We start from the raw sequence: 24991 nt of genomic DNA on the forward strand, positions 1-24991 counted from the left end.
GGCGATCCGCCGCCCGCGGCCAACGCTTAGGTGCCGCTGCGCAGCGACTGCTCGTAGCGCAGGCGCGCTTCTTCGTCGAGCCGCGTATCTTCGAGTTCCTGAAGCACCGCTTCGAGATCGATCGGCGTGGTATCCAAGGCGACGTGGCCGCTCAACGCGGCGTCGACATGCAACGCGCCCGCTTCGTAGAGCGCCCAGATTTCCTTGCCGTAGGTGGTCTCCAGCAGCGCCGGCGCGAAGCGGCCGAAATACGTCGCGAGGTTGTTCACGTCGCGCTCGAGCATGGCGGGCGCTTCGAGATTGCCTGCGGCATCCACCGCTTGCGGCAGGTCGATGATGACCGGGCCGTCGGCGGCAAGCAGGATGTTGTATTCGGACAAGTCGCCGTGAATCATGCCGGCGCACAGCATGCGCACCACCTGATTCACCAGCAGCGCATGCAATTCCAGCGCGCGTTCTTCCGTCAACTCGACGTCGTTCAGACGCGGCGCGACATTGCCGTCGGCGTCGGTCACCAGCTCCATCAGCAACACCCCGTCGGTGCAGATGAAAGGCTGCGGCACGCGTACGCCCGCGTTGGCGAGCTGGAACAGCGCGTCGACTTCGGCGTTCTGCCAGGCCTGTTCCTGCACTTCGCGGCCATAGCGGCTGCCCTTTTCCATCGCGCGTTGCTGGCGGCTGTTCTTGACCTTGCGGCCTTCGCGATAGGACGCAGCCTGGCGGAAGCTGCGCTGCTTCGCGTCCTTATAGACTTTCGCGCAGCGCGTGGCGTCGCCGCTGCGCACCACGTAGACGGTGGCTTCCTTGCCGCTCATCAATTGGCAGATGACTTCGTCGATCAGGCCTTCCTCGACCAGCGGGAGCAGACGTTTCGGGGTTTTCATGCGACCGCCGAAGGGCGGTGGGCGGCGCGGCGGCGATAAGCGGCCGGTTGCGAGGTTAGGTGATGCAGGATTCGGGTCATGCGGGATTATACGGGGAGACCGCGTGGAGCATGGAAACAGCCATGACCGGGCGCGTGACTCGATCGCTTCTTGCCTGATGATTCCAACGCGCTTTCAATCTGCTAGAAGCGTTCGTCTAATTGCCGGGCGGTGAAAACGGAAATCGACGTGTCGATCGTGATGGGTGAATGAGTTCGCAACCGTTTGCGTTTCGCGCGCGCCGTGGAACATACGCTTCGCTACGGTTTATGCCGCATTTTCTGCTTATTTCTCGACGCGGACGTTCGCGGACTCACGCGAGATTGTTGTAGCTGCCGACACAGTGATTTGCTGTTTTCCCTCATTCAATTCGCATGCCGATCGCTTAAACTCGGCGGTAACAATATGTTACGGGGTGCGAGATGTTGGCCGTGTTCTTCATTGCCTGCCCGATCTGCATCGCCGCGTTGGTTGGTTTCGCGCGGCACGTGGATCCGGTCACGGGGCAATTCAAGCGTTGAATCCGTAAGTCGGGTGTTTTCCGCAGCGCCATTCGGGCGCGCGATGCGGTGTTCTCTTTTCTTGAGCCGATCTCGCTACAAGTCTTGCCTTTGAGTGCCGAGTCGCGGCACGATGCGCGATAACCTGGATTAGGGCAGTATCGCGTATGCGAGATTTTCTGGCGAATATCACGGCGCGCGCCAGCGTGCTGAAGGGCGTCCTTCCTCTAAACCGTGCCGCGGCGGCGCGCGATGCGCTGGCCGGTGTGCAGCTTGCGTCGATGGATATTCCGCAAGTGCTGGGCTACGCGCGTATCGCGGGCATGCCGGCCGTCACGGGTCTGTACACGGTCTTTCTGCCGCTGATCGCCTTTGCGTTTTTCGGCGCCTCGCGGCACCTCGTCGTGGCCGCCGACTCCGCGACCGCCACGATCTTCGCAAGCCGGCTCTCCACCATGGCGCCGGCGTCGAGCGCTGAATATGCCGCGCTCGCCGGAATGGTCGCCTTGCTCACCGCAGGCTTGCTGTTCATCGCGCGGATTTTCAAACTGGGCTTTCTCGCCGACTTTCTGTCGCGCACCGTGCTGGTCGGCTTTCTCGCCGGCGTCGGCGTGCAGGTCGGCATCGCGATGCTCGGCGACATGTTCGGCTTGCCCGGGCACGCCGCGCGCAGCGTCGATCAGCTCGTGCTGGTGGTGCGCGAAGCCACACAGATCAATCGGCCGACGTTCGCCATTTCACTGCTGGTGGTCGTCGCGATTCTGACGTGCAAGCGCTTTCTGCCACGCGTGCCGGTGCCGTTGATCGCGGTCGTCGCGGGTATCGCCGCGAGCGATCTCTACCATTTCCCGGCCCACGGCATCGCCGTGCTCGGCCCGGTGGCGGGCGGCTTGCCACCGCTGCGCATCCCGTCGGTGACATGGCAGCAGGTGCTCGATTTGCTGCCCGTGGCGGCTTCCTGCTTTGTGATGATCGTCGCGCAAAGCGCCGCCGCAAGCCGCGTGTTCGCCGAGCGTCATCACGAACCCGTCGATACCAACGCCGACCTGCTGGGCATCGCCGCGGCCAACGCGGCGGCGGCGTTCTCGGGCGCCTTCGTGGTGAACGGCAGCCCGACGCAAACCGCCATGGCCGATCTCGCGGGCACGCGCAGCCAGTTCGCGCAACTGGTCTTCGCGGCGGTGGTGGTGGCGGTGCTGCTGTTTTTCAGCCGCTTTTTGCAGTATCTGCCGCACTGCATTCTTGCCAGCATCGTGTTCACGATCGCCATCGGCCTGATCAATCTGAAGACCTTGTTTGCGATTCGCCGCGAAAGCCCCGGCGAATTCGCGCTGGCCGTGTTCACCGCGGCGGCGGTGGTGCTGATCGGCGTCGAGCACGGCATTCTGGTGGCGGTGGCGCTATCGCTGCTGCGGCACGTCCGCCACAGCTACCGTCCGCACACGATGATTCTCGCCCCCGGCAACGACGGCGTCTGGGTGCCGGTGCCCGCCGTGCCCGGCATTCAGACTGCGCCGGGCCTGATCGTCTACCGCTTCGGCGCCGATCTGTTTTACGCGAACGACCACTTTTTCGTCGACGATACGCGCCGCCTGATCGATCTCGCGCCCAGCAAGGTGCACTGCTTCGTGATCGACGCGAGCGCGATCACCGACATCGACTATTCGGCCTCGCGTTCGATCGGCGAGTTGATCCAGACGTTGAAAAGCGAAGGCATCGAGGTGCTCTTCGCGCGCGTGAACCGCTATTTGCGTTCGGATATGGACCGGCACGGCATCACGCCGATCGTCGAGGAAACTTGCATTTTCAACACTTTGCACGAGGCGCTGCGCACCGCCGGCGTGGAGAAGCCCGATCGGCACGTGAAAGAGGCCACGTGAGCGCTGGTTTGCGCGCGGGGGGGGGGCGCGTAGCTTCTCGCGTGGAGGTTATTCGTCGGCGAAGAAATAACCGATAAAGAAGCATATTCCCGCGATGACGGCGCCCAGCACGGCCACCGTATAAGCGAGCGCCGTGCCGTGCCACAGTCCGTCGAACCACTGATGAAGCTGCGCCATCAGCACCGCCGCATTGCCGCCGATACGCTGCAATTCGATCTGATAGCGCGGATCGGCGATGCTGTACATGGAGACGGCGCTGTCCGGCGGCGGCGTGGTCGCATAGATGATCACGGCCAGAATCACGCCGATCACCAGCGCCGCGACGCCCGCCAGATAGAGCCGCTTCTGCCACGGCGAGCGCTGCGCTGCCGGGTTCACTTCGTTGCTGCCGCTCATCGAATTCGTCTATCCGCTTCAATCGTCACGGCGACAGTATCGCAGAGCGGCGGGCGTCGCGAGGCGCGCTCAGGTTTTCGAGGTCAGCAGCTTGATGCCGGCAATGCCGAACATGATCGCGAGCGAGCCGTCGAGCCAGCGGCGGATCGCCGAATAGATGCGCCGTGCGGAAGCGGTCGAAAACAGCACCGCGTAACTGCTGAACACCGATACGCCGATGCACATGCAGCCGAGCACCACCGGCGTGGTGTGCGAGGTGCCGCCTGCCGGCGACATGGCCAGCGAGACGATCGACAGCCAGACCAGAATTGCTTTCGGATTGGTGAGATGCAGCAGCAGGCCGCGCAGATAGAGGCGCTTGAGCGATTCGTCCTGGCGCGCCGTGCCCGTGGGCAGCGGCTTGGGACGAAACGCGGAGCGCGCGGATTTGAAGCCGAGCCAGAGCAGATACAGCCCGCCGGCGATCTTGATCGCCACCAGACATTCCGAGTAAGTGGCGAGTACCGCCGACAAGCCCAGCGACGCCAGCAGCGCCCAGAAGAACGAACCCGACACCACGCCGAGCGCGAAGGTCAACGCGGAGCGGCGGCCCGCGCTCATCGCCAGTGACATGATCGCGAGATTGCTCGGCCCGGGACTCGCCGTACCGACGAAGTAGGCGCTGTAGGCGATCAAAACATCGGCGGTGAGGAAGGTGCTGGCGATCATGGGTTGAACCTCGGCGGCGGGCAAAGTGTGCGGCTCGGTGCGCACACGGGTAAAGCGCGCGAAGCGTCGCGCGAAAGGGGATTTTCGCGCGCGGCGGGGTGAAGCTCACAGATACAGTTGGCCGTTCCGGCAACAGCACAATCCTATAGGTGCGCGGCGACTCACGCTCCCGCCGAGGCGCCAATGCAATCAGCAAGCGCGCCCGCCACTGCCTGCCGGCTATGCCGTGGACGCTGTACGAGGCCGATCTCTCGCTGAAACGTCGCCTCGCCGAGTTCCAGCGCGACGACACCGGCCGGCCACTTGCCGAGTCCCGCGCTATTCGGAAGCAGCGCCACGCCGATGCCGCGCGCGACCAGTTGCACGATCCCTTGCAGTTCGTCCAGCTCGATCACGTCGTGCACATTCAGCCGCGAGCGCCGCAGAAACCGGTCGACCAGCCTTCCGCCGAACGAGCTGCGGTCGTAGCGGATAAACGGTTCGCTGCGCAGCAGTTCGCGCCAGGACCGCGCCTCGCCCTTGCCACGCGTGAGCGCCTTGGGCACGAGCAGCACGAACGGCTCGGTGACGAGCGTGCGCCATTCGAGTTCGGACGGCAGCGCGAAGGGCGGTTTGATGATGACGGCCAGATCCAGTTCGCCTGAGTCCACTTGCCCCAGCAAGCCCAGCGACACGCCGGGCACGACGCGAATGCGCCAGCCGGGACGGTCGTCGCGGAAACGCGCGAGCGCGTCGGCGAGAAACGACACTTGCGCCGATGCAATCGCGCCTACCCGGAGCATGCCGCTTTCCGCCGCGACCGCTCCGCGTTCGGAGAGCCGCCCGTAGAGCGTCATCATTTCCTCCGCGAGCGCGAGCGTTTCGCGGCCGGCGTCATTGAGCGTGGCGGAACGGCCCGTACGGTCGAATAGCGCGAAGCCGAGTTCCTCTTCGAGCCGCTGCATCTGCGCGCTCACGGCGGACTGCGTCAGGCCGATGCGCGCGCCCGCGCCGGAAAACGTGCCGTACTGGCTCACGGCGATGAAAGTCTTGAGTTCACTCAGCATGGTCGATTGATCGATTTTGGTGATAGTCAGATCAAATATATATCGTTTTTCACCATTTTTAGTCATGGTTAAACTTGGCCTCACGCGTGTGGCCTTCAAAGCGCCGGCACGTTCAACCTAATTCCAATCAGCGAGTTTCCCCATCATGAGCGTTGCCGATACCGCATTGCCGCCGTTCCATCTGGCGTTCCCTGTTCATAGCCTTGCCGCCGCGCGCGAGTTTTACGGCGAACTGCTGGGCTGTCCGGAGGGGCGCAGCTCGGACGCGTGGGTCGATTTCAATTTCTACGGCCACCAGATCGTCGCGCACCTCGCGCCCGAGGAAATCGGCCACCGTCACACCAGCAAGGTCGACGGCGACGCCGTGCCGGTCCGTCACTTCGGCGCGGTGCTCTCGATGGCGCAGTGGCAGGCCGCCGCGGACAAGCTGCAAGCGGCCGGCATCGATTTCATCATCGAGCCGCATGTGCGTTTCAAGGGCGAAGTGGGCGAGCAGGCGACGATGTTCTTCCTGGACCCGTCGGGCAATGCACTGGAATTCAAGGCGTTTGCTGACATGTCGGCGTTGTTTGCGAAGTAACGCTGGCAGCGACATGGCAAGTGGACGGTGATCGACTAAGCTTTCAATGTGCGTGAAGTATTTGCTTCGCGCAAAACAATCTATGCGATGTCTCGCGATCTCCTCGCGTGACATTGCGTTGAAGCGGCGCGCCAACCTCGGCTATCGTCGCTCATCAAGCGTTTGCTTCCCGGCAAACTCCCACGCAGTTCAAACACCGTTATTCCTTACATTAGCCTTCCTGACAATTTCGCCATTTTCGCGCCATGCAGGCGTTGGTGCTACCGATCTAGCATAAGCGCTGATTCACCCATCCCTTACCTGCATTCATTCGGGCGCGTTTCATGTGGATCGTCAACGTTGCGCTTAAACGACCATACACGTTCATCGTGATGGCCATTCTGATCTTGCTGGCGACGCCATTCGTGCTGTTCACCACGCCGGTCGACGTGCTGCCGGAAATCAATATTCCAGTGGTCAGTATCATCTGGACCTACACGGGCTTGTCGGCCGAAGACATGGCCAACCGCATCACCTCGGTGAACGAGCGTAGTCTGACCACCACGGTCAACGACATCGAGCACATCGAATCGCAATCGCTCGCGGGCATCACGATCCTGAAGGTGTTCCTGCAGCCGAATGCGAACATCCAGACCGCGATCGCGCAGACGGTGGCCGTTGAACAGGCGCAGGTCAAGCAGATGCCGCCAGGCGCGACGCCGCCGCTGGTGATCAGCTATTCGGCCTCCAGTATTCCGGTGATCCAGCTCGGCCTGTCGAGCCCGAAGCTCTCCGAGCAGGCGCTCAACGACTCGGCGCTGAACTTCCTGCGTCCGCAGCTCGTGACGATTCCCGGTGCCGCCGTGCCGTACCCATACGGAGGCAAGTCGCGGCTGATCTCGGTCGACCTCGATACGCGCGCGTTGCTCGCGAAAGGCCTGACGCCCTCCGACGTGGTCAGCGCATTCAATGCGCAGAACCTGATTCTGCCGACCGGCACGGCGAAGATCGGACCGAAGGAATACACGATCAACATGAACGGCTCGCCCGCCACAGTGGAAGGGCTCAACGATATTCCGGTGCGCACACTCAACGGCGCGACCACCTATCTGCGTGAAGTCGCGCACGTGCGTGACGGTTACTCGCCGCAGACCAATATCGTGCGGCAGGACGGCCATCGCGGCGTGTTGATGTCGGTGCTCAAGAACGGCAGTGCGTCGACGCTCTCTATCGTCAACACGCTGCGTGGGCTGCTGCCGAATGCACAAGCCGCGTTGCCGCCAGATCTGAAGATCACGCCATTGTTCGATCAGTCGGTGTTCGTGAAAGCGGCGGTGCAGGGCGTGGTGCGCGAGGCGCTGGTCGCCGCCGCGCTGACCGCCGCGATGATTCTGCTGTTCCTCGGCAACTGGCGCAGCACCTGCATCATCGCGATCTCGATTCCGCTGTCCATCCTGTCCTCGCTGATCGCGCTGCACGCGCTCGGGCAGACCATCAACATCATGACGCTCGGCGGTCTCGCGCTGGCGGTCGGGATTCTGGTGGACGATGCCACGGTGACGATCGAGAACATCGAACGGCATCTGCATATGGGCACGAATCTGCACGATGCGATTCTCGACGGCGCGGGCGAAATCGCGATCCCCGCGCTGGTGTCGACGCTGTGTATCTGTATCGTGTTCGTGCCGATGTTCTTCCTGACCGGCGTGGCGCGTTACCTGTTCGTGCCGCTCGCTGAAGCCGTGGTGTTCGCGATGCTGGCGTCGTACATTCTGTCGCGTACGCTGGTGCCGACCCTCGCGATGCTGCTGATGGGTCACGCGCACAAGCCGAAGCAGGGCGCGAAGCCGAGTCTGTTCATGCGCCTGTATCACCGCTTCGATCGTGGTTTCGAGCGCATGCGTGCCGGCTACATCATGATTCTCAGCAGCTTGCTGGTGCGCCGTGGCATGTTCGGCAGCGTGTTCCTCGGCTTTTGTGTCGTCTCGATGGGCCTGATTTTCGTGCTCGGCGAAGACTTCTTCCCGAGCGTGGACGCCGGCGACATTCGCCTGCATATGCGTGCGCCGACCGGTACCCGCATCGAGGAAACCGCGCGTCTCGCCGACGAAGTCGAAAAGGTGATTCGCGAGGTCGTGCCGGAGAAAGAACTCGGCACGATTCTCGACAACCTCGGTTTGCCGTATAGCGGCATCAATCTCTCGTATAGCAACGCGGGCACGATCGGCACGCTTGACGGCGAGATCCAGGTGGCGCTCAATGAAGATCACAAGCCGACGCAAATCTACATGGACAAACTGCGCGCGATCCTGCCGCAGCGCTTTCCGGGCGTCGAGTTTTTCTTTCAGCCCGCCGACATCGTTACGCAGATTCTCAACTTCGGCCTGCCTGCTGCCGTGGACGTGCAGATTTCCGGCGCGAATCAGGAGGGTAACTTCGACATTGCGCGCAAGCTGCTGAAACAGGTGCGCATGATTCCCGGCACAGTGGACACGCACATCCAGCAGAAACTGGATGAACCGGCGATCAATCTTCAGATGGATCGCACACGGCTTCAGCAACTCAATCTGAGCGCGAGCAACGTGGCGCAAAACGTGCTCATTTCGTTGTCGGGCAGTTCGCAAACGTCGCCGGGTTTCTGGTTCAACAACCGCAACGGCGTGGAATACAACGTGGCGGTGCAAACGCCGCAGTATCAGGTGTCGTCGATCGATGAGCTGTTGCGCACGCCAGTGTCGGGCTCGACCACCGGCCCGACGCAATTGCTCGGCAATCTGGTGCGGGTCTCGCCGCAGACTCAGTTCGCGGAAGTCACACACTACAACATCAGGCCGGTGATCGATCTGTATGTGAGCGTCGAGAAGCGCGACCTGGGCAGTGTGGCGAATCAGGTCGACAAGCTGGTGGACAACGTGCGTGCGTCGCTGCCGCGCGGCAGCCAGATTACCGTGCGTGGCCAGGTGCAGACCATGCGCAGTTCGTTCTTCGGTCTGGGGATCGGCGTGGCGATGGCGATCGTGCTGGTGTACCTGTTGATCGTGGTGAATTTCCAGTCGTGGGTCGATCCGCTGATCATCGTCAGCGCGCTGCCCGCGGCGTTGGCGGGCATTGTGTGGATGCTGTTCCTGACCGGCACGCACTTGAGTGTGCCCGCCTTGACCGGCGCGATCATGACCATGGGCGTGGCCACGGCCAACAGTATTCTGATGGTGGCGTTCGCGCGCCAGCGGCTCTCGGCTGGTGCACCGCCCTTGACCGCCGCGCTCGAAGCCGGTGCAAGCCGGATCAGGCCGGTGCTGATGACCGCCTTCGCGATGATCATCGGCATGATTCCGATGGCGCTCGGTCTCGGCGAAGGCGCCGAGCAAAATGCGCCGCTCGGCCGCGCGGTGATCGGCGGTTTGCTGTTCGCCACGGTGTCGACACTGTTTTTCGTGCCGCTGGTGTTCGCGGCGATTCACTCCCGCCTTGCACGCCGCCACCGCGATGATGACGATGGCGACGCAAATCACACGGGTTCCCACGGTGACGGCCCCGCGCCCGAGCACGGCGGCGCCGGCAAGCCCGCGTAAAGTTAAATGACGGCTGACTGAGATGGCTGACTGAGATGACCGAAAAAACTCATGCATCGCTAGCGATTCCCTCGCGAGAGACCGAAGGCGGCCACGCCTTGCCGCCGCGCCATCGCGAATGGAAGCGCGCCAAAATCGCCGTCTGGATCGTGCTGGCGCTGCTGGCCGTCGGGGCGTTGCGCACCGTGGTCGCGAACATGATGCAGAACCGTTCTGTGGCGGAGACCACGAAGCAGAACGCCACGCAGTATGTGAACGTGGTGAGTCCGACGCAGACCGAAGGCGGCGGCAATACCTTGCTGCCGGGTACGTTGCGCGGCTACGTCGAATCGCCGATTTACGCGCGCTCCACCGGTTATCTGCTGCACTGGTACGCCGATATCGGCACGCGTGTGAAGCAGGGCCAGCTGCTCGCCGACCTCGATACGCCGGAAATCGATCAGGAACTCGCGCAGGCATTGGCGCAGCGTCAGCAAACCAGTTCGAGCCTCGGCCTTGCGAAGAGCTCGCTGGACCGTTGGCAGCAACTGCGTCAGCGCGATGCGGTCTCGCAGCAGGAACTCGACGAACGGCAGAGCACTTACACGCAGGACGTGGCCAACCTCGCCGCCGCCGACGCCAACGTCAAGCGCCTGCAACAGCTCGAATCGTTCAAGCGAATCGTCGCGCCGTTCGCGGGCGTGGTCACGCAACGCAATGTGGATGTCGGCGACCTGATCGATGCGGGCAGCGGCACGAGCCGCGCGCTCTTCGCGCTCGCGCAGTCGGACCCGCTGCGCGTCTATGTGCAATTGCCGCAGGCGTATGCGCAAAACGTGTCGGTGGGACAGAAGGTGGTGGTGACGCAGGCCGAACTGCCGGGTCAGCAATTCCACGGCACGATCACGCACATTTCCGGCGCGATCGACGTGCCTACCCGTTCGCTGCAGGTCGAAGTGACGCTGCCGAATCCGGACGACAAACTGCGGCCGGGCGCCTATGTCCAGGTCGCGGTGCCGGCGGTGGCGCACGCGCAATTGATGGTGCCGGGCAACGCCTTGCTGTTTCGCGCTGAAGGCCCGCGGGTTGCGGTGGTTGATGCGAAGGGCAACGTGCAGTTGCACAAGATCGTGATTGCGCAGGATCTCGGACAGTCGCTCGAAATCGAAAGCGGAATCGAGGCCAGCGACAAGATCATCATCAACCCGAGCGATTCGATCGCGGACGGCGATCACGTGCAGATCCAGCAGCCGCAGGCCAACGGCAAGGGGGCGTCGTGAAGCACGTGGCCACATGCCGTGCGCTGACGACGCTGGCAGGCGCGGCGCTGCTGGCCGCGTGCACGGTCGGGCCGGACTATCAGCGGCCGCAGGCCGAGGTGCCGCCCACCTGGCAAACCGATTCGTACTGGCGCGTGGCCGTGCCGTCTCATGCGCCGATCTCGCCGGACTGGTGGAGCGCATTCAGCGATCCAACGCTCGCCACGCTGGAAACGCAGGCGCTCGCGCAGAATCAGACGCTGGTGGCGGCCAGCGCGCATTACGAGCAGGCGCGGGCGACGCTCGCGAACAACCGCGCGCAGCAGATTCCCGAAGTCGATCTCGCGGCGCAGGGATCGCGCTTCCGGATTTCGCAGAACCGTCCGCAGACGAATTACGGCACGCCCACGACGTCGACGGTGCAGAACAATGTGCAGCTTGGCCCCACCATCAACTACGACACCGATCTATTCGGCCGGATACGTCGTGAAGTGGAGGGCGCGGCGGCTTCCGCGCAGCAATCGGCCGACGACCTCGCCAACGCACGGCTCGTGCTCACCACCGATCTCGCCACCGACTATTTCTCGCTGCGCGAGCTCGACGCCGAGATCGACGTGCTGAATCAGTCGGTGAAACTGCAGCAGAAGGCGCTCGACTACGTCACCACGGAACACGATCTCGGTTCGGTGTCGGGGCTCGACGTGCTGCAGCAGAAATCGCTGCTCGACTCGACGCGCGTGCAGGCGCAACTGCTTTTGAATCAGCGCGCGCAGTTCGAACATGCGATCGCCGCGCTGGTCGGCGTGCCGGCGCCGCAGTTCTCGATCGCACCCAAGGTGATCGATGCGCGCGTGCCGTCGATTCCGCTCGGCGTGCCCAGCGACGTGTTGCAACGACGGCCGGATGTCGCCTCGGCGGAGCGCGCGATGGCCGCGGCGAACGCGCAGATCGGCGTCGCCAAGGCGGCGTTTTTCCCGAGCCTCACGCTGGCGCCGAGCATCGGCTGGGAGAGCACGCAGTTCGCCAGCCTGCTGAGCGCGCCCACGCTGATGTGGACGCTCGGCGCGGCAGTGGGCCAGGTGCTGTTCGACGGCGGCCGCCGCGCGGCCAATGTGAAGTTCGCGAGCGAAGGCTACAAGGCCACCGAGGCGAACTACCGCCAGACCGTGCTCACCGCGTTCCAGCAGGTGCAGGACGGCATCACCGGACTCTCCGTGCTGGACGGCGCGGCGAAGCAGTCGAGCGAGGCCGTCACCGACGCGCAGCATCTGCTGGCGCTCGCCAACGACCGCTATTCGGGTGGCCTCGTCGCTTACCTCGACGTGATCACCGCGCAGCAGTCACTGCTCACCAGCGAGCGCCAGGACGTGCAGATTCACGGCCAGCAGATGACGCTGTCGGTCTCGCTCGTGAAGGCGCTCGGCGGCGGCTGGGACGTCGGCACGGACATGTCGAATACGCCCACGGGCGCGCAGCCCAACGACACGAAGGAGGCGATGGCTCCCGCGCGGTGAGCTACCGGATCATGAAGCAGCAGGGGCAACAACAGGAGCACGCGGCGGTGCGCAAGAAGATTGCAAGGCGTTTCGTATAATGCACATACAAGGGGACGCGCATGAAATTGCTGATTGTTGAAGACGAGCACAAGGTGGTGGATTACCTGCGCTCCGGTTTGACAGAGCAGGGCTGGGTCGTCGACGTCGCGCTCGACGGCGAGGAAGGCATGCATCTGGCCACCGAATTCGATTACGACGTGATCGTCCTCGACGTGATGCTGCCCAAACGCGACGGCTTCAGCGTGCTGAAGGCATTGCGCATGCGCAAGTCCACGCCGGTCATCATGCTCACCGCGCGCGATCATGTGAACGACCGTGTGCGTGGCCTGCGCGAAGGCGCGGACGATTACCTCACCAAACCCTTTTCGTTCCTCGAACTGGTCGAACGGCTGCACGCGCTGGCGCGCCGCACGCGTTCACAGGAGTCGACGCTGATTTCCGTCGGCGATCTATTCGTCGATCTGATCGGCCGGCGCGCGACCCGCGACGGCGTGCGGCTCGACCTCACCGCCAAGGAATTCCAGTTGCTCAGCGTGCTGGCGCGCCGGCAAGGCGACATTCTGTCGAAGACGGCGATTACCGAACTCGTCTGGGACGTGAATTTCGATAGCCATACGAACGTGGTCGAGACCGCGATCAAACGATTGCGCGCCAAGCTCGACGGCCCGTTCCCCTCCAAACTGCTGCATACCGTGCGCGGCATGGGCTACGTGCTCGAAGTGCGCGAAGAGGCGGAGCAGTCATGAACCGCTCGATTGCCCGGCGCCTCGCGTTGATGTTCGCGTTCGTCGCGCTGTTCGTGTTCACGCTGGTCGGCACGGGGCTCTTTCTGGTGCTGCGCACGCAGCTCGAACACCATCTGCGCGAGTCGCTCGACGACCGCACGCAGATCGCGCGCATCATCGTCTATCACGCCGTGACGCCGGAAAAGTGGCGCATGGCGCGCGAAAAGCTCACCGACATGACGCCGCACGACGGCAGCACCGTGTATGCGGTATCGAGCACCGATCCGTATTTCCACTACGGCACGCCGGTCGACGGTTCGGTGGTCACGAGCTGGGCGGGCGGCTATGCGCGCGTGACGCCGGCCGGCGGCGGCCAGGACATGCTGACCTCGACGGCGACAATCCCGGCTTACGGCGCGCGCCCGGCGGTGCAATTGCAGGTGGCCGCAAGCTATTCACCCAATGTGCGCACCATGCGCGTGTTCGGCTTGGCGCTCGCCGCGCTGTCGGCGTTGGGCAGTCTCGGCGTGCTGCTGCTCAGCTATTCGGTCACGCGGCTCGGCCTCGCGCCGCTCACGCGCCTCACGCGCGACGCTTCCGCCGTGAGCCCGAACAACCGCTCGCAGCGTCTGAATACGGCCTCGCTGCCGCTCGAACTGAACGACCTGGCCAACTCCTTCAACGGTGCGTTGGAGCGGCTCGACGGCGCGTATGGCCGCCTCGAATCGTTCAATGCGGACGTGGCTCATGAACTGCGCACGCCGGTGACGATTCTGATCGGCCAGACGGAAGTGGCATTGACACGCAATCGCTCAGTCGACGATCTGCGCCATACGTTGCAATCGAATCTCGAGGAATTCGAACGCATGCGGGCGATCATCAACGACATGCTGTTCCTCGCCCGCGCCGATCAGGGCGAACGCGCGACGGGCCTCATCGACGTGTCGCTGGCCGCTGAAGTCGCGCATACGCTGGAGTTTCTGGAGATCCCGCTCGAAGAAGCGCGGGTGCATGCGCAATTGCGCGGCGACGCCATGGCGCGGGTGAACCGCTCGCTGTTCGGCCGCGCCTGCACGAATCTGTTGATGAACGCCATCCAGCATTGCGAGCCGGACGCCGAGATCAGCGTGACGATCGTGAGCGACCAGGATCAGGTGCGCGTCGCGGTGGCCAATCCCGGCGAGCCGATTGCGCCTGATGTGCTCGAACATCTGTTCGACCGCTTCTATCGCGCCGAGGTCTCGCGCACGAACAGCCGCGAAAACCACGGACTGGGTCTCGCGATCGTGAAAGCGATCGCGGAGATGCATCGCGGCACCGTGTCCGCGCAAAGCGCGCACGGCATCAACACCTTTGCATTCTCGGTCGCGGCGGTCTCACCGATGGAAGCCAACGTGTCGGCGTTGCGCTCGAACGCGAGTGCGGCGGCTGACGGAACCGGTTATTCGTCGCTGGTGAAGGGCAAGTCGGCCTGAACCGGCAGACGCCGCGGCGTCGGCAGCGCGTTGGCCGGCGTCAACGCGCTGACGCGCACGCCGAGGAGCCGCAGCTTGCGGTTCAATTCCACTCTGCGCAGGCATTCGGTCGCCGCGCGCCGGATTTCGGCGGCGTCGGCGGTCGGCACGTCCAGCGTCAGATCGCGCGTGACCGTGCGGAAATCGTCGTAACGCAATTTGATGCCCACGGTGCGCCCCACGTAGCCCTTGCGCACAAGATCTTCCGCCACGCGCACGCACAAGCCCGTAAACGAACTCGATAGCGTGGGCCGGTCGTGACGCGGGTGCAGATCGCGCTCGAAGGTCGTCTCGCGGCTCATCGACTTGGGCTCCGATTCGACCACCACCGGTCGCTCGTCGTGACCTTGCGCGACCTGCATGAGCCACGCCGAGTAGCTGCGCCCGAAGTGGTCCTGCAAGAGCCCCGCGTCCGCCGCCGCCAGATCGCCGACGGTGGCGAGACCGAGCGCGGTCAGCTTCTCCGCGGCCTTCGGTCCGATGCCGTTGACCTTGCGCACCGGCAGCGGCCAGACGCGCAAGGGTATGTCAGCGGGCGTGAGGATGGTGAGGCCGTCGGGTTTGTCGAGTTCGGAGCCGATCTTGGCGAGCAGCTTGTTCGGCGCCACGCAAATCGAGCAGGTGAGGCCGGTGGCCTGATTGACCGCCTGTTTGATGCGCGCGGCGATCTCGCGCGGCTCGCCTGGCAGCTCGGTCAGATCGATATAGATTTCATCGATGCCGCGGTCTTCGATGCGGTCGGTGAAGGTGGCGACCGCCGCCTTGAACAGGCGCGAAAAGTGGCGATAGGAGTCGAAGTCGGTAGGCAGCAGGATCGCGTCCGGCGCGAGCACGGCGGCCTTCATCATGCCCATGGCCGAGAACACGCCGAGCGCGCGGGCTTCGTAAGTGGAGGTGGTCACCACGCCGCGGCCCGCGTAGTCGCGCAGCTTCGCAAAGCGGCGGGTGCCGTCTTCGAGTGTTTGCGGCACGCCGTTACGGCCGCCGCCGATTACCACCGCCTGGCCACGCAGTTCCGGATAGCGCAAAAGCTCGACGGACGCGTAGAACGCGTCCATGTCGAGGTGCGCGATACGGCGGCTTGCAGAACTCATGGAAGGGCGGAAACGGATGACACAAATTGATGACAGCGACGGCCAGACCGTAATAGTACCTTGCTCCGTGCGGGCAAGGACCGCTCAGCACTTTGTGGGTATGTCAACTTCGGCCTGAAACTCGCCGCGGCCTATTGCAACGGGCACGATACCCATCCGGCAGCCTGTCGCGCCGGGTGCCAATACGACGGCGGCGATGATCGGCATCAGGAAGCGGTTCTGACGGCTGCCGCCAGGCCCGCCCGAGGCTGCTTTTGCGCACTCAAACCCCTATGATGTCGAAGGTGCAAGCCGTTCTTTAACGGACGCAATCAGCAAGGGGGGCGGCATTCCATGATTCGGCCTGAGCAGCGGGTATCGGTCGTGACGGGCGCGACCGGCGGGATCGGCCGCTGGATCGCGCTCGGCCTCGCGCAGGCCGATCATCATGTGGTGCTGGTGTGCCGGGACGCTGAGAAAGGGCACGCGCTTACCGACTGGATCAGGCAGCACGCGCCCGCCGCGAGCACGGAGCTGAGGCTCGCCGATCTGAGTTCGTTGCGCGCGGCACGACATCTCGGCGAGCAGATCGCGGTCGCGCACCCGAGGCTAGCCGTGCTCGTCAATAACGCCGGGATGTTCGCCGCGCGACGCACGACCACGGCGGAAGGCCACGACATCGTGCTGGCGCTCAATCATCTCGCACCACTCGTTCTCACCGATGCCCTCGAAGGCGCGCTGCGGGCGGGCCGTCCTTCGCGGATCGTGAACGTGGGTTCGTCGACCTCGGACCGGGCGCGCATCGATCCCGACAATCTCGAACTCGTGCGGCATTGGGGTATGGTGCGCGCCTACGGCCGCTCCAAACTGGCGATGATGATGTCGACTTTCGTGCGAGCGCAACGGCTGCGTGGCAGCGGCGTGGTGGCGAACGTCGTTCATCCGGGAATGGTGGCGACCGGTCTGATTCGCGAACACGGCGCAATCGGGCTCGCGTGGCATCTCATGGGGCCGTTCCTGCGAACCGCGCAACAAGGCGCCGATACGCCGTTGCAGGTTGCCCTGGCGCCGGACTGGGAGGCGGTCAGCGGCGTCTATGTGAAAGACCGCGCCGTGGTTCGTCCGAACCGGCGAGCGTTGGACCTGGCGCTGGTGGATCGGGTCGAAGCCGCGTCGAGGACATTGGTGGCACGCAGCACTGTCGTGGAAACACTGCGTTGACGGCTGAGCAGAAGGCGCGCGCCGCTCAATCCAGCGCGTGCTCCTGAACGGGCGTTTCATCCGTTTCCGGAAGTCCGTGCGGAGGCTGCCTTGCCGGCTGCGGCGTCAAGCGGCCTGGCTCCCGCCAGCGTGCGAGCAGACCCAGGATGCGAATGTGCATGCTGCCGGAACGCGCCAGGGCGTCGAAGGCGCCGTGCGCCGGCGAGGCGGTCTCGGAGGCGGTGAACAAGGTGGGCACATGCCGCTCTCGCAGCGTCGCCTGATCTGTCAATTGCCCGCCGTAGCCGAGCTTGCGTATGGCTCTCGTGACAAGCCCCGGCATCAGTCGGGCACTGATCGAAAACAGGATGGCCGTGGAAGTCACCGGCATTTCCGCGCGTCCGCTGATCAGCGCGAGGCGGATGGCCTCGGCGACGACCTCCGGCTGGTAGACCGGCGACATCGGCCGCCCCAGTTGCTTCATGTGAGAGATCGCGTGATCGAAAAACGGCGTGTTCACCGCGGGCGGGAACACGCTGGTCAGGCGCACATGGCTGCCATCCTGGGCCAGTTCCGCGCGGACCGACTGGCCGAAGCCGCGAACCGCGTGTTTCGCACCGCTGTAAGCGGATAGCAGCGGCATGCCGTGAAACGCGACCGCGGAACAGACGTTGACGATCGAGCCGCGATCGCGCGGCACGAATCGCCGTAGCGCGACGCGGGTACCGTTGACCGTACCCATGTAGGTGACTTCGGTGACGCGCTGGAATTCGTCGGCCGGGGTATCCAGGAAGCGCCCGTAGGTGCCGTTGCCCGCGCAGTTGATCCATGCGTCGATGGGACCCAGCGTCCGCTCGATGCGCGCGGCGGCCGCTTCCAGTGCGCCGAGGTCGGCCACATCGGCCTCTTCCATGGCGGCTATCGCGCCGTGGCGGCTGACATCGTCGAACGTGGCCTGCAGGCCGGCCCGTCCGCGAGCAATCAGTCCGACCCGCCAGCCATACTGGGCAAACAGGTTGGCCGTGCTGCGTCCGATGCCGGAAGACGAGCCGGTGATGACGACCACGGCCGCCTCGGCCTGCGGATTCGGACAGGCATGGCGGCCCGATCGCGTCAGGAATTCGGAAGGGCGAAGCATGCGGGTCTCCCTGTCGGTCCTGTCCGTGGACGCCGGCTGCCCCGCCCTTTGGCGATGGGTAGGGGCTAGGGGCGGGGGCCGTTCTGTCGAGATTTGCCAATCTCCGCCTGAGGGTATTTCACGTCGGCAGCTCGCGGTATTGGACCTTAGGCCCATGGCTTGCGTCGGCGGAACAGGACAAAGGGTTTCGACGCCGTCACCCGGGAAAGTGCTCAGAAGCGATAGCTCACCCCGATCTGCAGCACCGGATAGAGCTTGTAGCGTTCCACCTCGTTGCTGATCTTGCGCTCCTGCTCGTCGATGTTCGATTGCGGCGTGAACATCGAATAGATCGCCGGCACGTTGTAGCTGGTGCGCGGGCGGCCGTACGCCACGCCGAGATCGAACGTCATCCCGAAGCCCTTCGAGACCGGCTTATGGCCGTAACCAATGCCGAGATAGGGCATCACGCGCGGCAGCGTGACCGTGGCTGACGCGGTGATCGCCTTCAACGTCGCGACGCCGACACCGGTCACGATCAGCGGCGGCAACGTGCAGGCCGGTGTGATCCAGCTGTCGACGAGCGATACCGTCGAGACCATCACGCCGAAAGACGCGTCGACGGTCGGTATCACGGTGACATCGAATGGGCAGACGGGGACTTACACGGAAAGCGTGGACACGTTCCGCTCGCTGGTGAGCGGCTGAGCGCAGAAACGGACTGACGTGGAGAGTAGGGAGCGGGTTGCGGCAACGTGATGGTCGAGGGACCGGTTGCCGCAACCGCTTAGCGCAAGCTTGACAGTCAGGCGCTTACTGCTTGATACCTTCGGCCTGAATGTGCAGCGTGGTCTGCATCTTGAAGCCGTAAGTCTTGCCGAAGTCGACGCCGAAGTCGTCGCGATTGAACGTCGCGGTCGATTCCGTGCCGCACACTTCACGCTTGAGCATCGGGTTCATGATGCACTTGAACGATTCGATCTTCAGATTGACCGGCTTGGTGATGCCGTGCATGGTCAGCGTGCCGATCACTTCCACCGGCTTGTCGCCGTCGAAGCGGATCTGCGTGCCCTTGTAGGTGGCGGTCGGATACTTCGCGGCGTCGAAGAACTTGTCCGTGACCAGTTCCGCGTCGAGCTTGTCGTTGCCGATATCCACCGAGCTCATGTCGATCGTCACGTCGACCGTGCCGGTCTTAGCGGCGCGATCCAGCACTACGGTACCGCTGCTCTTCTTGAACTTGCCGCGCCAGATCGACAGGCCGCCGAAGTGATCGGTTTCGAAGCTCGGATAGGTGTGCGTCGGATCGAGCTGATACGTATCGGCTGCCATGGCGTTGAACGACAATGCAGCGGCCAGCGCGCCCGCGGCGAGCAAAAGTTGTTTCTTCAAGGTGTTCTCCAGGTTTCAGAAAGTGTTGCGACGCTTCGTGTCGAGTTATTTCTTCGAAGCGACAATGTGAAATTTGATGACGACTTCATCGGCGACCACCGATGTGTCTTTCCATTCGCCGGTGCCGACGTCGAATTGCGAGCGCTTGATCGGCAACGCGCCGTCGAAGGTTTGCGTGGCGCCCTGGCTGGCAATGGTGACCGGCACCACGACGGTTTGCGACTTGCCCTTGATGGTGAGCTTGCCGGTGATCTTGTACTGGTTGCCGCCCGCCGGCGCGATCGCGCTGGAGACGAAGGTCGCGGCCGGGAAGGTGGCGCTGTCGAACCATTCCTTGCCTTGGGCCTGCTTGTTGTAGTCGTCGGCGCCGAGGTCGTAGCTGCCGGTGTCGATCGATACATTGGCGCTGCCGGCAGTCGGCTTGGCCGGATCGAAATTCAGTTGCGCCGAGAACTTTTTGAACTTGCCGTCGACGGGCACGTTCATCTGTTTCGTGGTGGCGATCACGCTGCTCCTGCTCGTGTCGACATCGGCATGCGCGAGGTTCGCGCCGAACAGCGACAAAGCCGTGATGCCGGCGAACGTTACGCGTTGAACGGAGTGATAAAAGTTTGATTTCATGGTGGTACGCATCCTATCGAACCCGCGTGCGTTGATTGCGCACCACTGGGAATTAGATTGCCAACAAGCCGTAGCTAATCGCCTGCCGTTACTTGAGGAACGGAATCATTCGAGCCAGCAATCCGTCGCGGTCGACGAATTGATGCTTGAGCGCCGCCGCCACATGCATCGCAACCAGTGCAAGCAACGTGTAATTGAGCAGCACGTGGACAGTGCGCAGGCTTGCCTTGAGCGCCTGATCCGGGCCGATGAAAGTAGGCAGCGGCACGATGCCGAGATACACGACCTGGATTCCAGCGGCGGAACTATAGAAGTAGCCGGACAGCGGAATCGCCAGCATCAGCACGTACAGCACGCCGTGCACCAGATGGGCGGCGGCCTTCTGCCATGTGGGCGTGGCGCTGTCGAGCGCCGGTGCGCGGTGGGTGGCGCGCCACAGCACGCGGGCCACGGCAAGCACGAACACGGTCACGCCGATCCACTTGTGCCAGGAGAAATACTTCAGCTTGGTGGGCGTGAAACCGGGGATATCGGTCATGATCCAGCCGATATAGAAGCCGCAGATGATCAACGCCGCGATCAGCCAGTGCAAGGCTATGGCGGCGCCGTGGTAGCGGTCTGAACGGACAGGACTGGAATTCATACTTTGACGTTCTTGGGTTATCGGGTATTGCAGGTGAGTGCGAATGGTAGGGATGCCAATGAAAACTGAATAGCCGGGGAGAAAGGAACAGATTGTTGTATCCGTGACGCTAATGTCGCTGGAATAAAACGGTGAGGCGGCCGTAAAGGGCCGGGAGTCGTCCGCTGTGTTAATTTGCCGGCTGAACCGCCAGGAGAGTTGAGACCGATGAACAGGATTGAAAACAACAATATCGCGCTAGGCGCGGATTTTCTGCGGCACGAGATGGCACCCGTGGCACCTGCCGCAGCCGGGGTGGAAGGCTACATGGAGCACGACGCGGCTGTCTACCGGACGTTGCTCGAATCGACGAAAGCGATTCCGTGGAAGATCGATTGGGCGACCATGGAGTTCGCCTATATCGGCCCGCAGATCGAAGCCCTGCTGGGCTGGGCGCCCTCGAGCTGGAAAACCGTGCAGGACTGGGCCGCGCGCATGCATCCGGACGACCGCGAGAAGGTGGTCGAATTCTGTGTCGCGCAGTCGAAGGCGGGCACCGATCACGAGGCGGACTATCGCGCGTTGACGAGCCGCGGCGAATACGTGTGGCTGCGCGACGTGGTGCATGTGGTGCGCGACGCGCGCGGCGATGTGGAGTCGCTGGTCGGCTTCATGTTCGATATCAGCGAGCGCAAGAAGACCGAGGAGAAGCTGGCCGCGCTGCAACGGGAACTCGAGGCGCTCTCCTTCAAGGACGGCCTGACGGGCGTCGGCAATCGCCGCGCGTTCGACGCCGGCCTGCAGCGCGAATGGAGCGCGGCTTTGCGTCATGCGGCGCCGCTCTCGTTGATCATGGTCGATATCGACTTCTTCAAGTCCTACAACGACTACTACGGACACGTGCAGGGCGACGAGTGCCTGAAGCGGGTCGCCGGCGTGTTGAGCAGCGCGGTGCGGCCGGGCGACTTTGTCGGCCGCTTCGGCGGGGAAGAGTTCGTGCTGATCCTGCCGAACACCGGCGCCGACGCCGCCCGCCAGGTGGCCGAGCGTTGCCGCGACCGCATTGCGACCGAAGAGATCGCGCATGAGCGCTCGCCGTTCCGGCAGACGGTGACCGCCAGCTTCGGCGTCGGCACCACGATTCCGGTCGAGGCGGCCGATCCGGTGGCCTTCGTCAATCTGGTCGATACGCAGCTCTACCACGCGAAGGACAACGGCCGCGATTGCATTGCGGCGGTGAACCGCGTGGGATGAAGCACGCGCAACGGCACAACCACGGGCGCGCAACTTGCTATAACAGCGCCTGCGGCCGCCGCATCATCGGCGCGCCCGTCCGGCCATGCCGGGCATCGCGCTCGCGCGTCATCAATCATCCAGGGCTCACTTCGTGAATTCCGTTTTTCTGTCTTGGGGTATCGCCGCCGCCGCCACGGCGGGCGTCATCACGCGGCCGTTCAAATGGCCCGAAGCCGTGTGGGCCGTGGCCGGCGCGCTGCTGCTGGTCTCGCTCGGGCTGTTGCCGGTCCATCTGGCGCTCGAGGCGATCGGCAAAGGCACCGACGTCTATCTGTTCCTCTTCGGCATGATGCTGCTGTCGGAAGTGGGGCGCCGTGAAGGCCTGTTCGACTGGGTCGCCGTGCTCGCGGTCAACCATGCCCAGGGTTCGCCGCGCAAACTCTTCCTGCTCGTCTACCTGGTCGGCGTGGTGATCACCGCGTTTCTTTCGAACGACGCCACCGCCGTCGTCCTCACGCCGGCCGTGTTCGCCGCCGCCAAAAAGGCGAAGACGCATCCGCTGCCCTTGCTGTTCGTCTGCGCGTTCATCGCCAATGCGGCGAGCTTCGTGCTGCCGATCTCGAATCCGGCCAACATCGTGCTGTACGGCAATCACACGCCCGCACTCGGCGCCTGGCTGATGCGCTTCACGCTGCCGTCGCTGCTGTCGATCGTCGCGACCTACGTGATGTTGCGCTGGACCCAGCGCGACGCGCTCGCTGGCGCGTGCGAGGCGAATCTCGAACCGGTCGAGTTGTCGTCGAGCGGCCGCGTGGCGCTCGCGGGCATCGCGGTCACGGCCGTCGTGCTGCTGACGGTCTCCGCGTTCGATATTCCGCTCGGCATGCCGACCGCGATACTCGGCGCGCTGACCGCGCTGGTCGTGCTGATTCTGGAGCGCAAATCGCCGCTGCCGATGATCCGCGAAATCTCGTGGAGCGTGCTGCCGCTGGTCGCCGCGCTGTTCGTGCTCGTCGAAATGCTGGATCACACCGGCGTGATCACGGCGGCGGCCCAACTCACGCGGCACGCCGCGCAACAGCACGAACTGGCCACGGCGGGCTGGGCGGGCACCGTCATCGCGATCGGCAGCAATCTGATGAACAACCTGCCGGCGGGTCTGATCGCCAGTTCGACCGTGATGCAGGCGCACAGTCCGGAGCGTGTGATCGACGCGCTGCTGATCGGCGTCGACCTTGGTCCGAACCTGTCCATCACCGGTTCACTCGCAACGATTCTTTGGCTCAACGCGATTCGCCGTGAGGGCGAGGACGTGAGCTTCATGAAGTTTCTGAAGGTGGGCGCGCTGGTGATGCTGCCGGCGCTCGTGCTGGCGCTCGGCGCACGGATTCTGACCGGCTGAAGGCGTGAATCCAGCTTCGAGGGCGGCGGCGGGTTCCGGGTCGCCGCGTTACCACCGCGTACCGATGGGACGCAGCGGCGCGTCGGTGAACGACGCTTCGTTCGCTTCCCTCAGTGAGCGCAACGTCTCCTCGAGCCGCGCGATGCGCGCGCGCTGTGTCGGCATCAACGTCGGCCTGGGCAAATTTCGCAGGCGATCGTGCCAATAGGACAGGGGAATGCGATCGTTGGTGGAGATCATCCCGAATACCCGTTCGAGGTGGGCGATCTCCTTGTCGAGTTCCTGGTAGTTCATCTGATGTTTCCCCAAAGGGTGGTGGCCGGCCCGACACCTGTCCGGGAAGCCGCTCGCGAGTCCGATGGTTGGACGGACATGTGCCACGAATGGACATGCGCCACGTGACAAACGACATTCAGCAAGCGATATTTCGCACCCGCTGGAACGCAATCGCGCCGCGTTTGGCCTCCCTCTATAACCGCGAAACCTACCGCTTTATTCCAAGGGTCTGTTCGGAGTTTTGCAACACGAACTCGCGCTCCGCAAAACGCCGCCGGACATTCTTCCTGACAACGGGAATTCACCAGGCGTTCTCGCCAACGGCATGTCCTATGCTGGTTCAACGGCGTTTTGTTGTAATCAGCACATCGGCTGATAAAACGCTGAGCGCACCTAACGCGGCATCATCATGACGGGCTGGGCGTAGGTCACGGCCGGGGCGGGCACGATCGCGTAGTTGGTCGGCGCCGGTACGACGACGGTGGTGTACAGGGGAACGGGCCTCGGCGCCGTCACGGTGGCCGCGACCGGAACGGCCACGGGAAGGGGAACCGGCGGGGGCGCCACCACATACACGGGATTGACCGGCACCGAGTAGTAGACCGGGCGCGGCGGCGGTGCGTAGACCACGGCGGCGGGCAGATAGACGACCACGCGGGCGAACGCGGTCGAAGAACAGGCGAGGCCGATGGCGGTGACAGTTGAGGCGCAGACGAGACGGATAGTCAATTGGTACTCCTGATGCGTTGAGCGGTGCGATGCGTCTTCGGGTGAAGAGGCGGGCCGGCCGGCTCGGGTGACGTGAGAGTTCAGCCGTCGCGACGAGGCGCTGATGGCGCCGGCAGACGAAAGATACGCAAAGCGCCGTGAAAACGGCATCGCAAACTCATTTCATTCCATGTCACGCCGCGGCGGGGCTTCGGCATGAGTGCGGGTGTATGGAGCGCATGCTGCATTTGCGGTGGCGGCACACGCGGTGGCTCATCGCGATGCCTTAAAAGCCATGACATAAGTCGACATGATTCTGACGTTGCCTTCGGGCGACGCTTCCCCAAGAATTCGGCCTGTCATCGAAACGGATCGCGGCAAACGGCAAGCGACGCTCGGTGGCTCAATCGAAGGAGTCAGTCATGAAGAAGTTGATCGCTATCGTGTTGCTGTGCTGCGCATCCACCGTCACGTTCGCTCAAGCCGCGCCTCAAGGCGGCAACCCGCAGCGCATGGAGCGCATGGTGCAGCAGTTGCAATCGCGCTTTGCGAATGCCAATACCACGCACGACGGCAAGCTCACCAAGGACCAGGCCGCCGCGGGCATGCCGATGGTCGCCAAGCACTTCGACGAGATCGATACGCAGAAGACGGGCTACATCACCCTGGCGCAGATCGAGGCATTCATGCAGGAACGCGGGGCAGCGCACTGACCCGCGCGGGCGTC

The 24991-nt window shown here is 63.7% G+C and carries 24 protein-coding genes and 1 pseudogene; 13 read left to right on the forward strand and 12 right to left on the reverse strand.

What is annotated here, in order from left to right:
- Positions 1 to 26: 26 nt before the first annotated feature.
- Complete coding sequence (locus tag PQR42_RS02975; protein WP_408210893.1) at positions 27 to 884, reverse strand: PA4780 family RIO1-like protein kinase; 858 nt, start codon at positions 882 to 884, stop codon at positions 27 to 29.
- A 706-nt stretch (positions 885 to 1590) separates the two neighbouring features.
- On the opposite strand from PQR42_RS02975, the gene PQR42_RS02980 reads away from it, so the two are divergent.
- Positions 1591 to 3303: a SulP family inorganic anion transporter gene (locus tag PQR42_RS02980; protein ID WP_408387593.1), complete on the forward strand. Its 1713-nt coding sequence runs from the start codon at positions 1591 to 1593 to the stop codon at positions 3301 to 3303.
- A 48-nt stretch (positions 3304 to 3351) separates the two neighbouring features.
- Here PQR42_RS02980 and PQR42_RS02985 read toward each other — a convergent pair whose 3' ends face one another.
- From PQR42_RS02985 to PQR42_RS02995, 3 genes are all read right to left on the reverse strand, one after another.
- Positions 3352 to 3699 (reverse strand): hypothetical protein, encoded by a 348-nt coding sequence (locus PQR42_RS02985; protein ID WP_408210889.1) that lies wholly within the window; start codon positions 3697 to 3699, stop codon positions 3352 to 3354.
- Between the two features lie 69 nt (positions 3700 to 3768).
- Positions 3769 to 4407, reverse strand: a complete 639-nt coding sequence (locus PQR42_RS02990; protein ID WP_408210887.1) for a LysE family translocator — start codon at positions 4405 to 4407, stop codon at positions 3769 to 3771.
- Positions 4408 to 4568: 161 nt separating this feature from the next.
- Positions 4569 to 5453, reverse strand: a complete 885-nt coding sequence (locus PQR42_RS02995) for a LysR family transcriptional regulator (protein WP_408387594.1) — start codon at positions 5451 to 5453, stop codon at positions 4569 to 4571.
- Between the two features lie 145 nt (positions 5454 to 5598).
- Here PQR42_RS02995 and PQR42_RS03000 point away from each other — a divergent pair, with 145 nt between their 5' ends.
- The 6 genes from PQR42_RS03000 (at position 5599) to PQR42_RS03025 (ending at position 14578) form a co-directional block, all read left to right on the forward strand.
- Positions 5599 to 6033: a VOC family protein gene (locus PQR42_RS03000; RefSeq protein ID WP_408177096.1), complete on the forward strand. Its 435-nt coding sequence runs from the start codon at positions 5599 to 5601 to the stop codon at positions 6031 to 6033.
- A 323-nt stretch (positions 6034 to 6356) separates the two neighbouring features.
- Positions 6357 to 9584, forward strand: coding sequence for an efflux RND transporter permease subunit (locus PQR42_RS03005; protein ID WP_408387595.1), 3228 nt, complete (start codon positions 6357 to 6359; stop codon positions 9582 to 9584).
- A gap of 35 nt (positions 9585 to 9619) precedes the next feature.
- A complete protein-coding gene (locus PQR42_RS03010; RefSeq protein WP_408210876.1) occupies positions 9620 to 10843 on the forward strand; it encodes an efflux RND transporter periplasmic adaptor subunit in 1224 nt (407 codons plus the stop codon).
- A complete protein-coding gene (locus PQR42_RS03015; protein ID WP_408210873.1) occupies positions 10840 to 12336 on the forward strand; it encodes an efflux transporter outer membrane subunit in 1497 nt (498 codons plus the stop codon). Before PQR42_RS03010 ends, PQR42_RS03015 begins: the two co-directional genes overlap by 4 nt.
- Before the next feature lie 101 nt (positions 12337 to 12437).
- The gene (locus PQR42_RS03020; RefSeq protein ID WP_007176723.1) at positions 12438 to 13124 is read left to right on the forward strand and encodes a heavy metal response regulator transcription factor; all 687 of its coding nucleotides are present in this window, start codon (positions 12438 to 12440) and stop codon (positions 13122 to 13124) included.
- Positions 13121 to 14578, forward strand: coding sequence for a heavy metal sensor histidine kinase (locus tag PQR42_RS03025; protein ID WP_408387596.1), 1458 nt, complete (start codon positions 13121 to 13123; stop codon positions 14576 to 14578). The genes PQR42_RS03020 and PQR42_RS03025 overlap by 4 nt, the downstream gene beginning before the upstream one ends.
- On the opposite strand, the gene dinB is transcribed toward PQR42_RS03025, so the two are convergent.
- Positions 14545 to 15711, reverse strand: a complete 1167-nt coding sequence (gene dinB, locus PQR42_RS03030; protein WP_408387597.1) for a DNA polymerase IV — start codon at positions 15709 to 15711, stop codon at positions 14545 to 14547. The two genes, PQR42_RS03025 and dinB, sit on opposite strands and share 34 nt — an antisense overlap.
- 333 nt (positions 15712 to 16044) lie before the next feature.
- Here dinB and PQR42_RS03035 point away from each other — a divergent pair, with 333 nt between their 5' ends.
- Positions 16045 to 16911 carry an SDR family NAD(P)-dependent oxidoreductase gene (locus PQR42_RS03035; protein ID WP_408387598.1) on the forward strand — a complete coding sequence of 289 codons (867 nt, stop codon included), beginning with the start codon at positions 16045 to 16047 and terminating at the stop codon, positions 16909 to 16911.
- Between the two features lie 25 nt (positions 16912 to 16936).
- On the opposite strand, the gene PQR42_RS03040 is transcribed toward PQR42_RS03035, so the two are convergent.
- Both PQR42_RS03040 and PQR42_RS03045 read right to left on the reverse strand, forming a co-directional pair.
- Positions 16937 to 18028 (reverse strand): SDR family oxidoreductase, encoded by a 1092-nt coding sequence (locus PQR42_RS03040; protein WP_408387599.1) that lies wholly within the window; start codon positions 18026 to 18028, stop codon positions 16937 to 16939.
- 212 nt (positions 18029 to 18240) lie between these two features.
- Positions 18241 to 18501, reverse strand: a pseudogene (locus PQR42_RS03045) (hypothetical protein); the annotation flags it as partial.
- Positions 18502 to 18505: 4 nt separating this feature from the next.
- On the opposite strand from PQR42_RS03045, the gene PQR42_RS03050 reads away from it, so the two are divergent.
- A complete protein-coding gene (locus tag PQR42_RS03050) occupies positions 18506 to 18715 on the forward strand; it encodes a hypothetical protein (RefSeq protein WP_408493556.1) in 210 nt (69 codons plus the stop codon).
- Between the two features lie 105 nt (positions 18716 to 18820).
- Here PQR42_RS03050 and PQR42_RS03055 read toward each other — a convergent pair whose 3' ends face one another.
- From PQR42_RS03055 to PQR42_RS03065, 3 genes are all read right to left on the reverse strand, one after another.
- Positions 18821 to 19399: a YceI family protein gene (locus PQR42_RS03055; RefSeq protein ID WP_106304667.1), complete on the reverse strand. Its 579-nt coding sequence runs from the start codon at positions 19397 to 19399 to the stop codon at positions 18821 to 18823.
- Positions 19400 to 19444: 45 nt separating this feature from the next.
- Complete coding sequence (locus tag PQR42_RS03060) at positions 19445 to 20020, reverse strand: YceI family protein (RefSeq protein ID WP_408387600.1); 576 nt, start codon at positions 20018 to 20020, stop codon at positions 19445 to 19447.
- 88 nt (positions 20021 to 20108) lie between these two features.
- Positions 20109 to 20663 carry a cytochrome b gene (locus PQR42_RS03065; protein WP_408387601.1) on the reverse strand — a complete coding sequence of 185 codons (555 nt, stop codon included), beginning with the start codon at positions 20661 to 20663 and terminating at the stop codon, positions 20109 to 20111.
- 207 nt (positions 20664 to 20870) lie between these two features.
- Between PQR42_RS03065 and PQR42_RS03070 the strand changes: the two genes are divergently transcribed.
- Together PQR42_RS03070 and PQR42_RS03075 are read left to right on the forward strand one after the other, a co-directional pair.
- Positions 20871 to 21896, forward strand: coding sequence for a GGDEF domain-containing protein (locus PQR42_RS03070; protein ID WP_408387602.1), 1026 nt, complete (start codon positions 20871 to 20873; stop codon positions 21894 to 21896).
- Positions 21897 to 22029: 133 nt separating this feature from the next.
- Complete coding sequence (locus PQR42_RS03075) at positions 22030 to 23280, forward strand: arsenic transporter (protein WP_408387603.1); 1251 nt, start codon at positions 22030 to 22032, stop codon at positions 23278 to 23280.
- A 48-nt stretch (positions 23281 to 23328) separates the two neighbouring features.
- Here PQR42_RS03075 and PQR42_RS03080 read toward each other — a convergent pair whose 3' ends face one another.
- Positions 23329 to 23574 carry a hypothetical protein gene (locus PQR42_RS03080; protein ID WP_408208791.1) on the reverse strand — a complete coding sequence of 82 codons (246 nt, stop codon included), beginning with the start codon at positions 23572 to 23574 and terminating at the stop codon, positions 23329 to 23331.
- 104 nt (positions 23575 to 23678) lie between these two features.
- Here PQR42_RS03080 and PQR42_RS03085 point away from each other — a divergent pair, with 104 nt between their 5' ends.
- Positions 23679 to 23969, forward strand: a complete 291-nt coding sequence (locus PQR42_RS03085) for a hypothetical protein (RefSeq protein WP_408387604.1) — start codon at positions 23679 to 23681, stop codon at positions 23967 to 23969.
- Here the strand turns inward: PQR42_RS03085 and PQR42_RS03090 are convergent.
- Entirely contained in the window at positions 23950 to 24285 is a 336-nt protein-coding gene (locus PQR42_RS03090) for a hypothetical protein (RefSeq protein WP_408387605.1), read from the reverse strand. The genes PQR42_RS03085 and PQR42_RS03090 overlap by 20 nt on opposite strands.
- A gap of 401 nt (positions 24286 to 24686) precedes the next feature.
- On the opposite strand from PQR42_RS03090, the gene PQR42_RS03095 reads away from it, so the two are divergent.
- Entirely contained in the window at positions 24687 to 24977 is a 291-nt protein-coding gene (locus PQR42_RS03095; RefSeq protein ID WP_408208797.1) for an EF-hand domain-containing protein, read from the forward strand.
- Positions 24978 to 24991 lie beyond the last annotated feature (14 nt).

It is taken from the genome of Paraburkholderia sediminicola (assembly GCF_046027355.1).
GTDB classification, from domain to species: Bacteria; Pseudomonadota; Gammaproteobacteria; order Burkholderiales; family Burkholderiaceae; genus Paraburkholderia; species Paraburkholderia sediminicola_B.

What these genes read in the sequence shown, in the direction of transcription:
- PQR42_RS03025 (WP_408387596.1), top strand. Translation starts at nt 13,121, where the DNA reads ATGAACCGCTCGATTGCCCGGCGCCTCGCGTTGATGTTCGCGTTCGTC.
- PQR42_RS03060 (WP_408387600.1), bottom strand. Translation starts at nt 20,020, where the DNA reads ATGAAATCAAACTTTTATCACTCCGTTCAACGCGTAACGTTCGCCGGC.
- dinB (WP_408387597.1), bottom strand. Translation starts at nt 15,711, where the DNA reads ATGAGTTCTGCAAGCCGCCGTATCGCGCACCTCGACATGGACGCGTTC.
- PQR42_RS02995 (WP_408387594.1), bottom strand. Translation starts at nt 5,453, where the DNA reads ATGCTGAGTGAACTCAAGACTTTCATCGCCGTGAGCCAGTACGGCACG.
- PQR42_RS02985 (WP_408210889.1), bottom strand. Translation starts at nt 3,699, where the DNA reads ATGAGCGGCAGCAACGAAGTGAACCCGGCAGCGCAGCGCTCGCCGTGG.
- PQR42_RS02990 (WP_408210887.1), bottom strand. Translation starts at nt 4,407, where the DNA reads ATGATCGCCAGCACCTTCCTCACCGCCGATGTTTTGATCGCCTACAGC.
- PQR42_RS03080 (WP_408208791.1), bottom strand. Translation starts at nt 23,574, where the DNA reads ATGAACTACCAGGAACTCGACAAGGAGATCGCCCACCTCGAACGGGTA.
- PQR42_RS02975 (WP_408210893.1), bottom strand. Translation starts at nt 884, where the DNA reads ATGAAAACCCCGAAACGTCTGCTCCCGCTGGTCGAGGAAGGCCTGATC.
- PQR42_RS03000 (WP_408177096.1), top strand. Translation starts at nt 5,599, where the DNA reads ATGAGCGTTGCCGATACCGCATTGCCGCCGTTCCATCTGGCGTTCCCT.
- PQR42_RS03010 (WP_408210876.1), top strand. Translation starts at nt 9,620, where the DNA reads ATGACCGAAAAAACTCATGCATCGCTAGCGATTCCCTCGCGAGAGACC.
- PQR42_RS03035 (WP_408387598.1), top strand. Translation starts at nt 16,045, where the DNA reads ATGATTCGGCCTGAGCAGCGGGTATCGGTCGTGACGGGCGCGACCGGC.
- PQR42_RS03095 (WP_408208797.1), top strand. Translation starts at nt 24,687, where the DNA reads ATGAAGAAGTTGATCGCTATCGTGTTGCTGTGCTGCGCATCCACCGTC.
- PQR42_RS03020 (WP_007176723.1), top strand. Translation starts at nt 12,438, where the DNA reads ATGAAATTGCTGATTGTTGAAGACGAGCACAAGGTGGTGGATTACCTG.
- PQR42_RS02980 (WP_408387593.1), top strand. Translation starts at nt 1,591, where the DNA reads ATGCGAGATTTTCTGGCGAATATCACGGCGCGCGCCAGCGTGCTGAAG.
- PQR42_RS03040 (WP_408387599.1), bottom strand. Translation starts at nt 18,028, where the DNA reads ATGCTTCGCCCTTCCGAATTCCTGACGCGATCGGGCCGCCATGCCTGT.
- PQR42_RS03065 (WP_408387601.1), bottom strand. Translation starts at nt 20,663, where the DNA reads ATGAATTCCAGTCCTGTCCGTTCAGACCGCTACCACGGCGCCGCCATA.
- PQR42_RS03005 (WP_408387595.1), top strand. Translation starts at nt 6,357, where the DNA reads ATGTGGATCGTCAACGTTGCGCTTAAACGACCATACACGTTCATCGTG.
- PQR42_RS03070 (WP_408387602.1), top strand. Translation starts at nt 20,871, where the DNA reads ATGAACAGGATTGAAAACAACAATATCGCGCTAGGCGCGGATTTTCTG.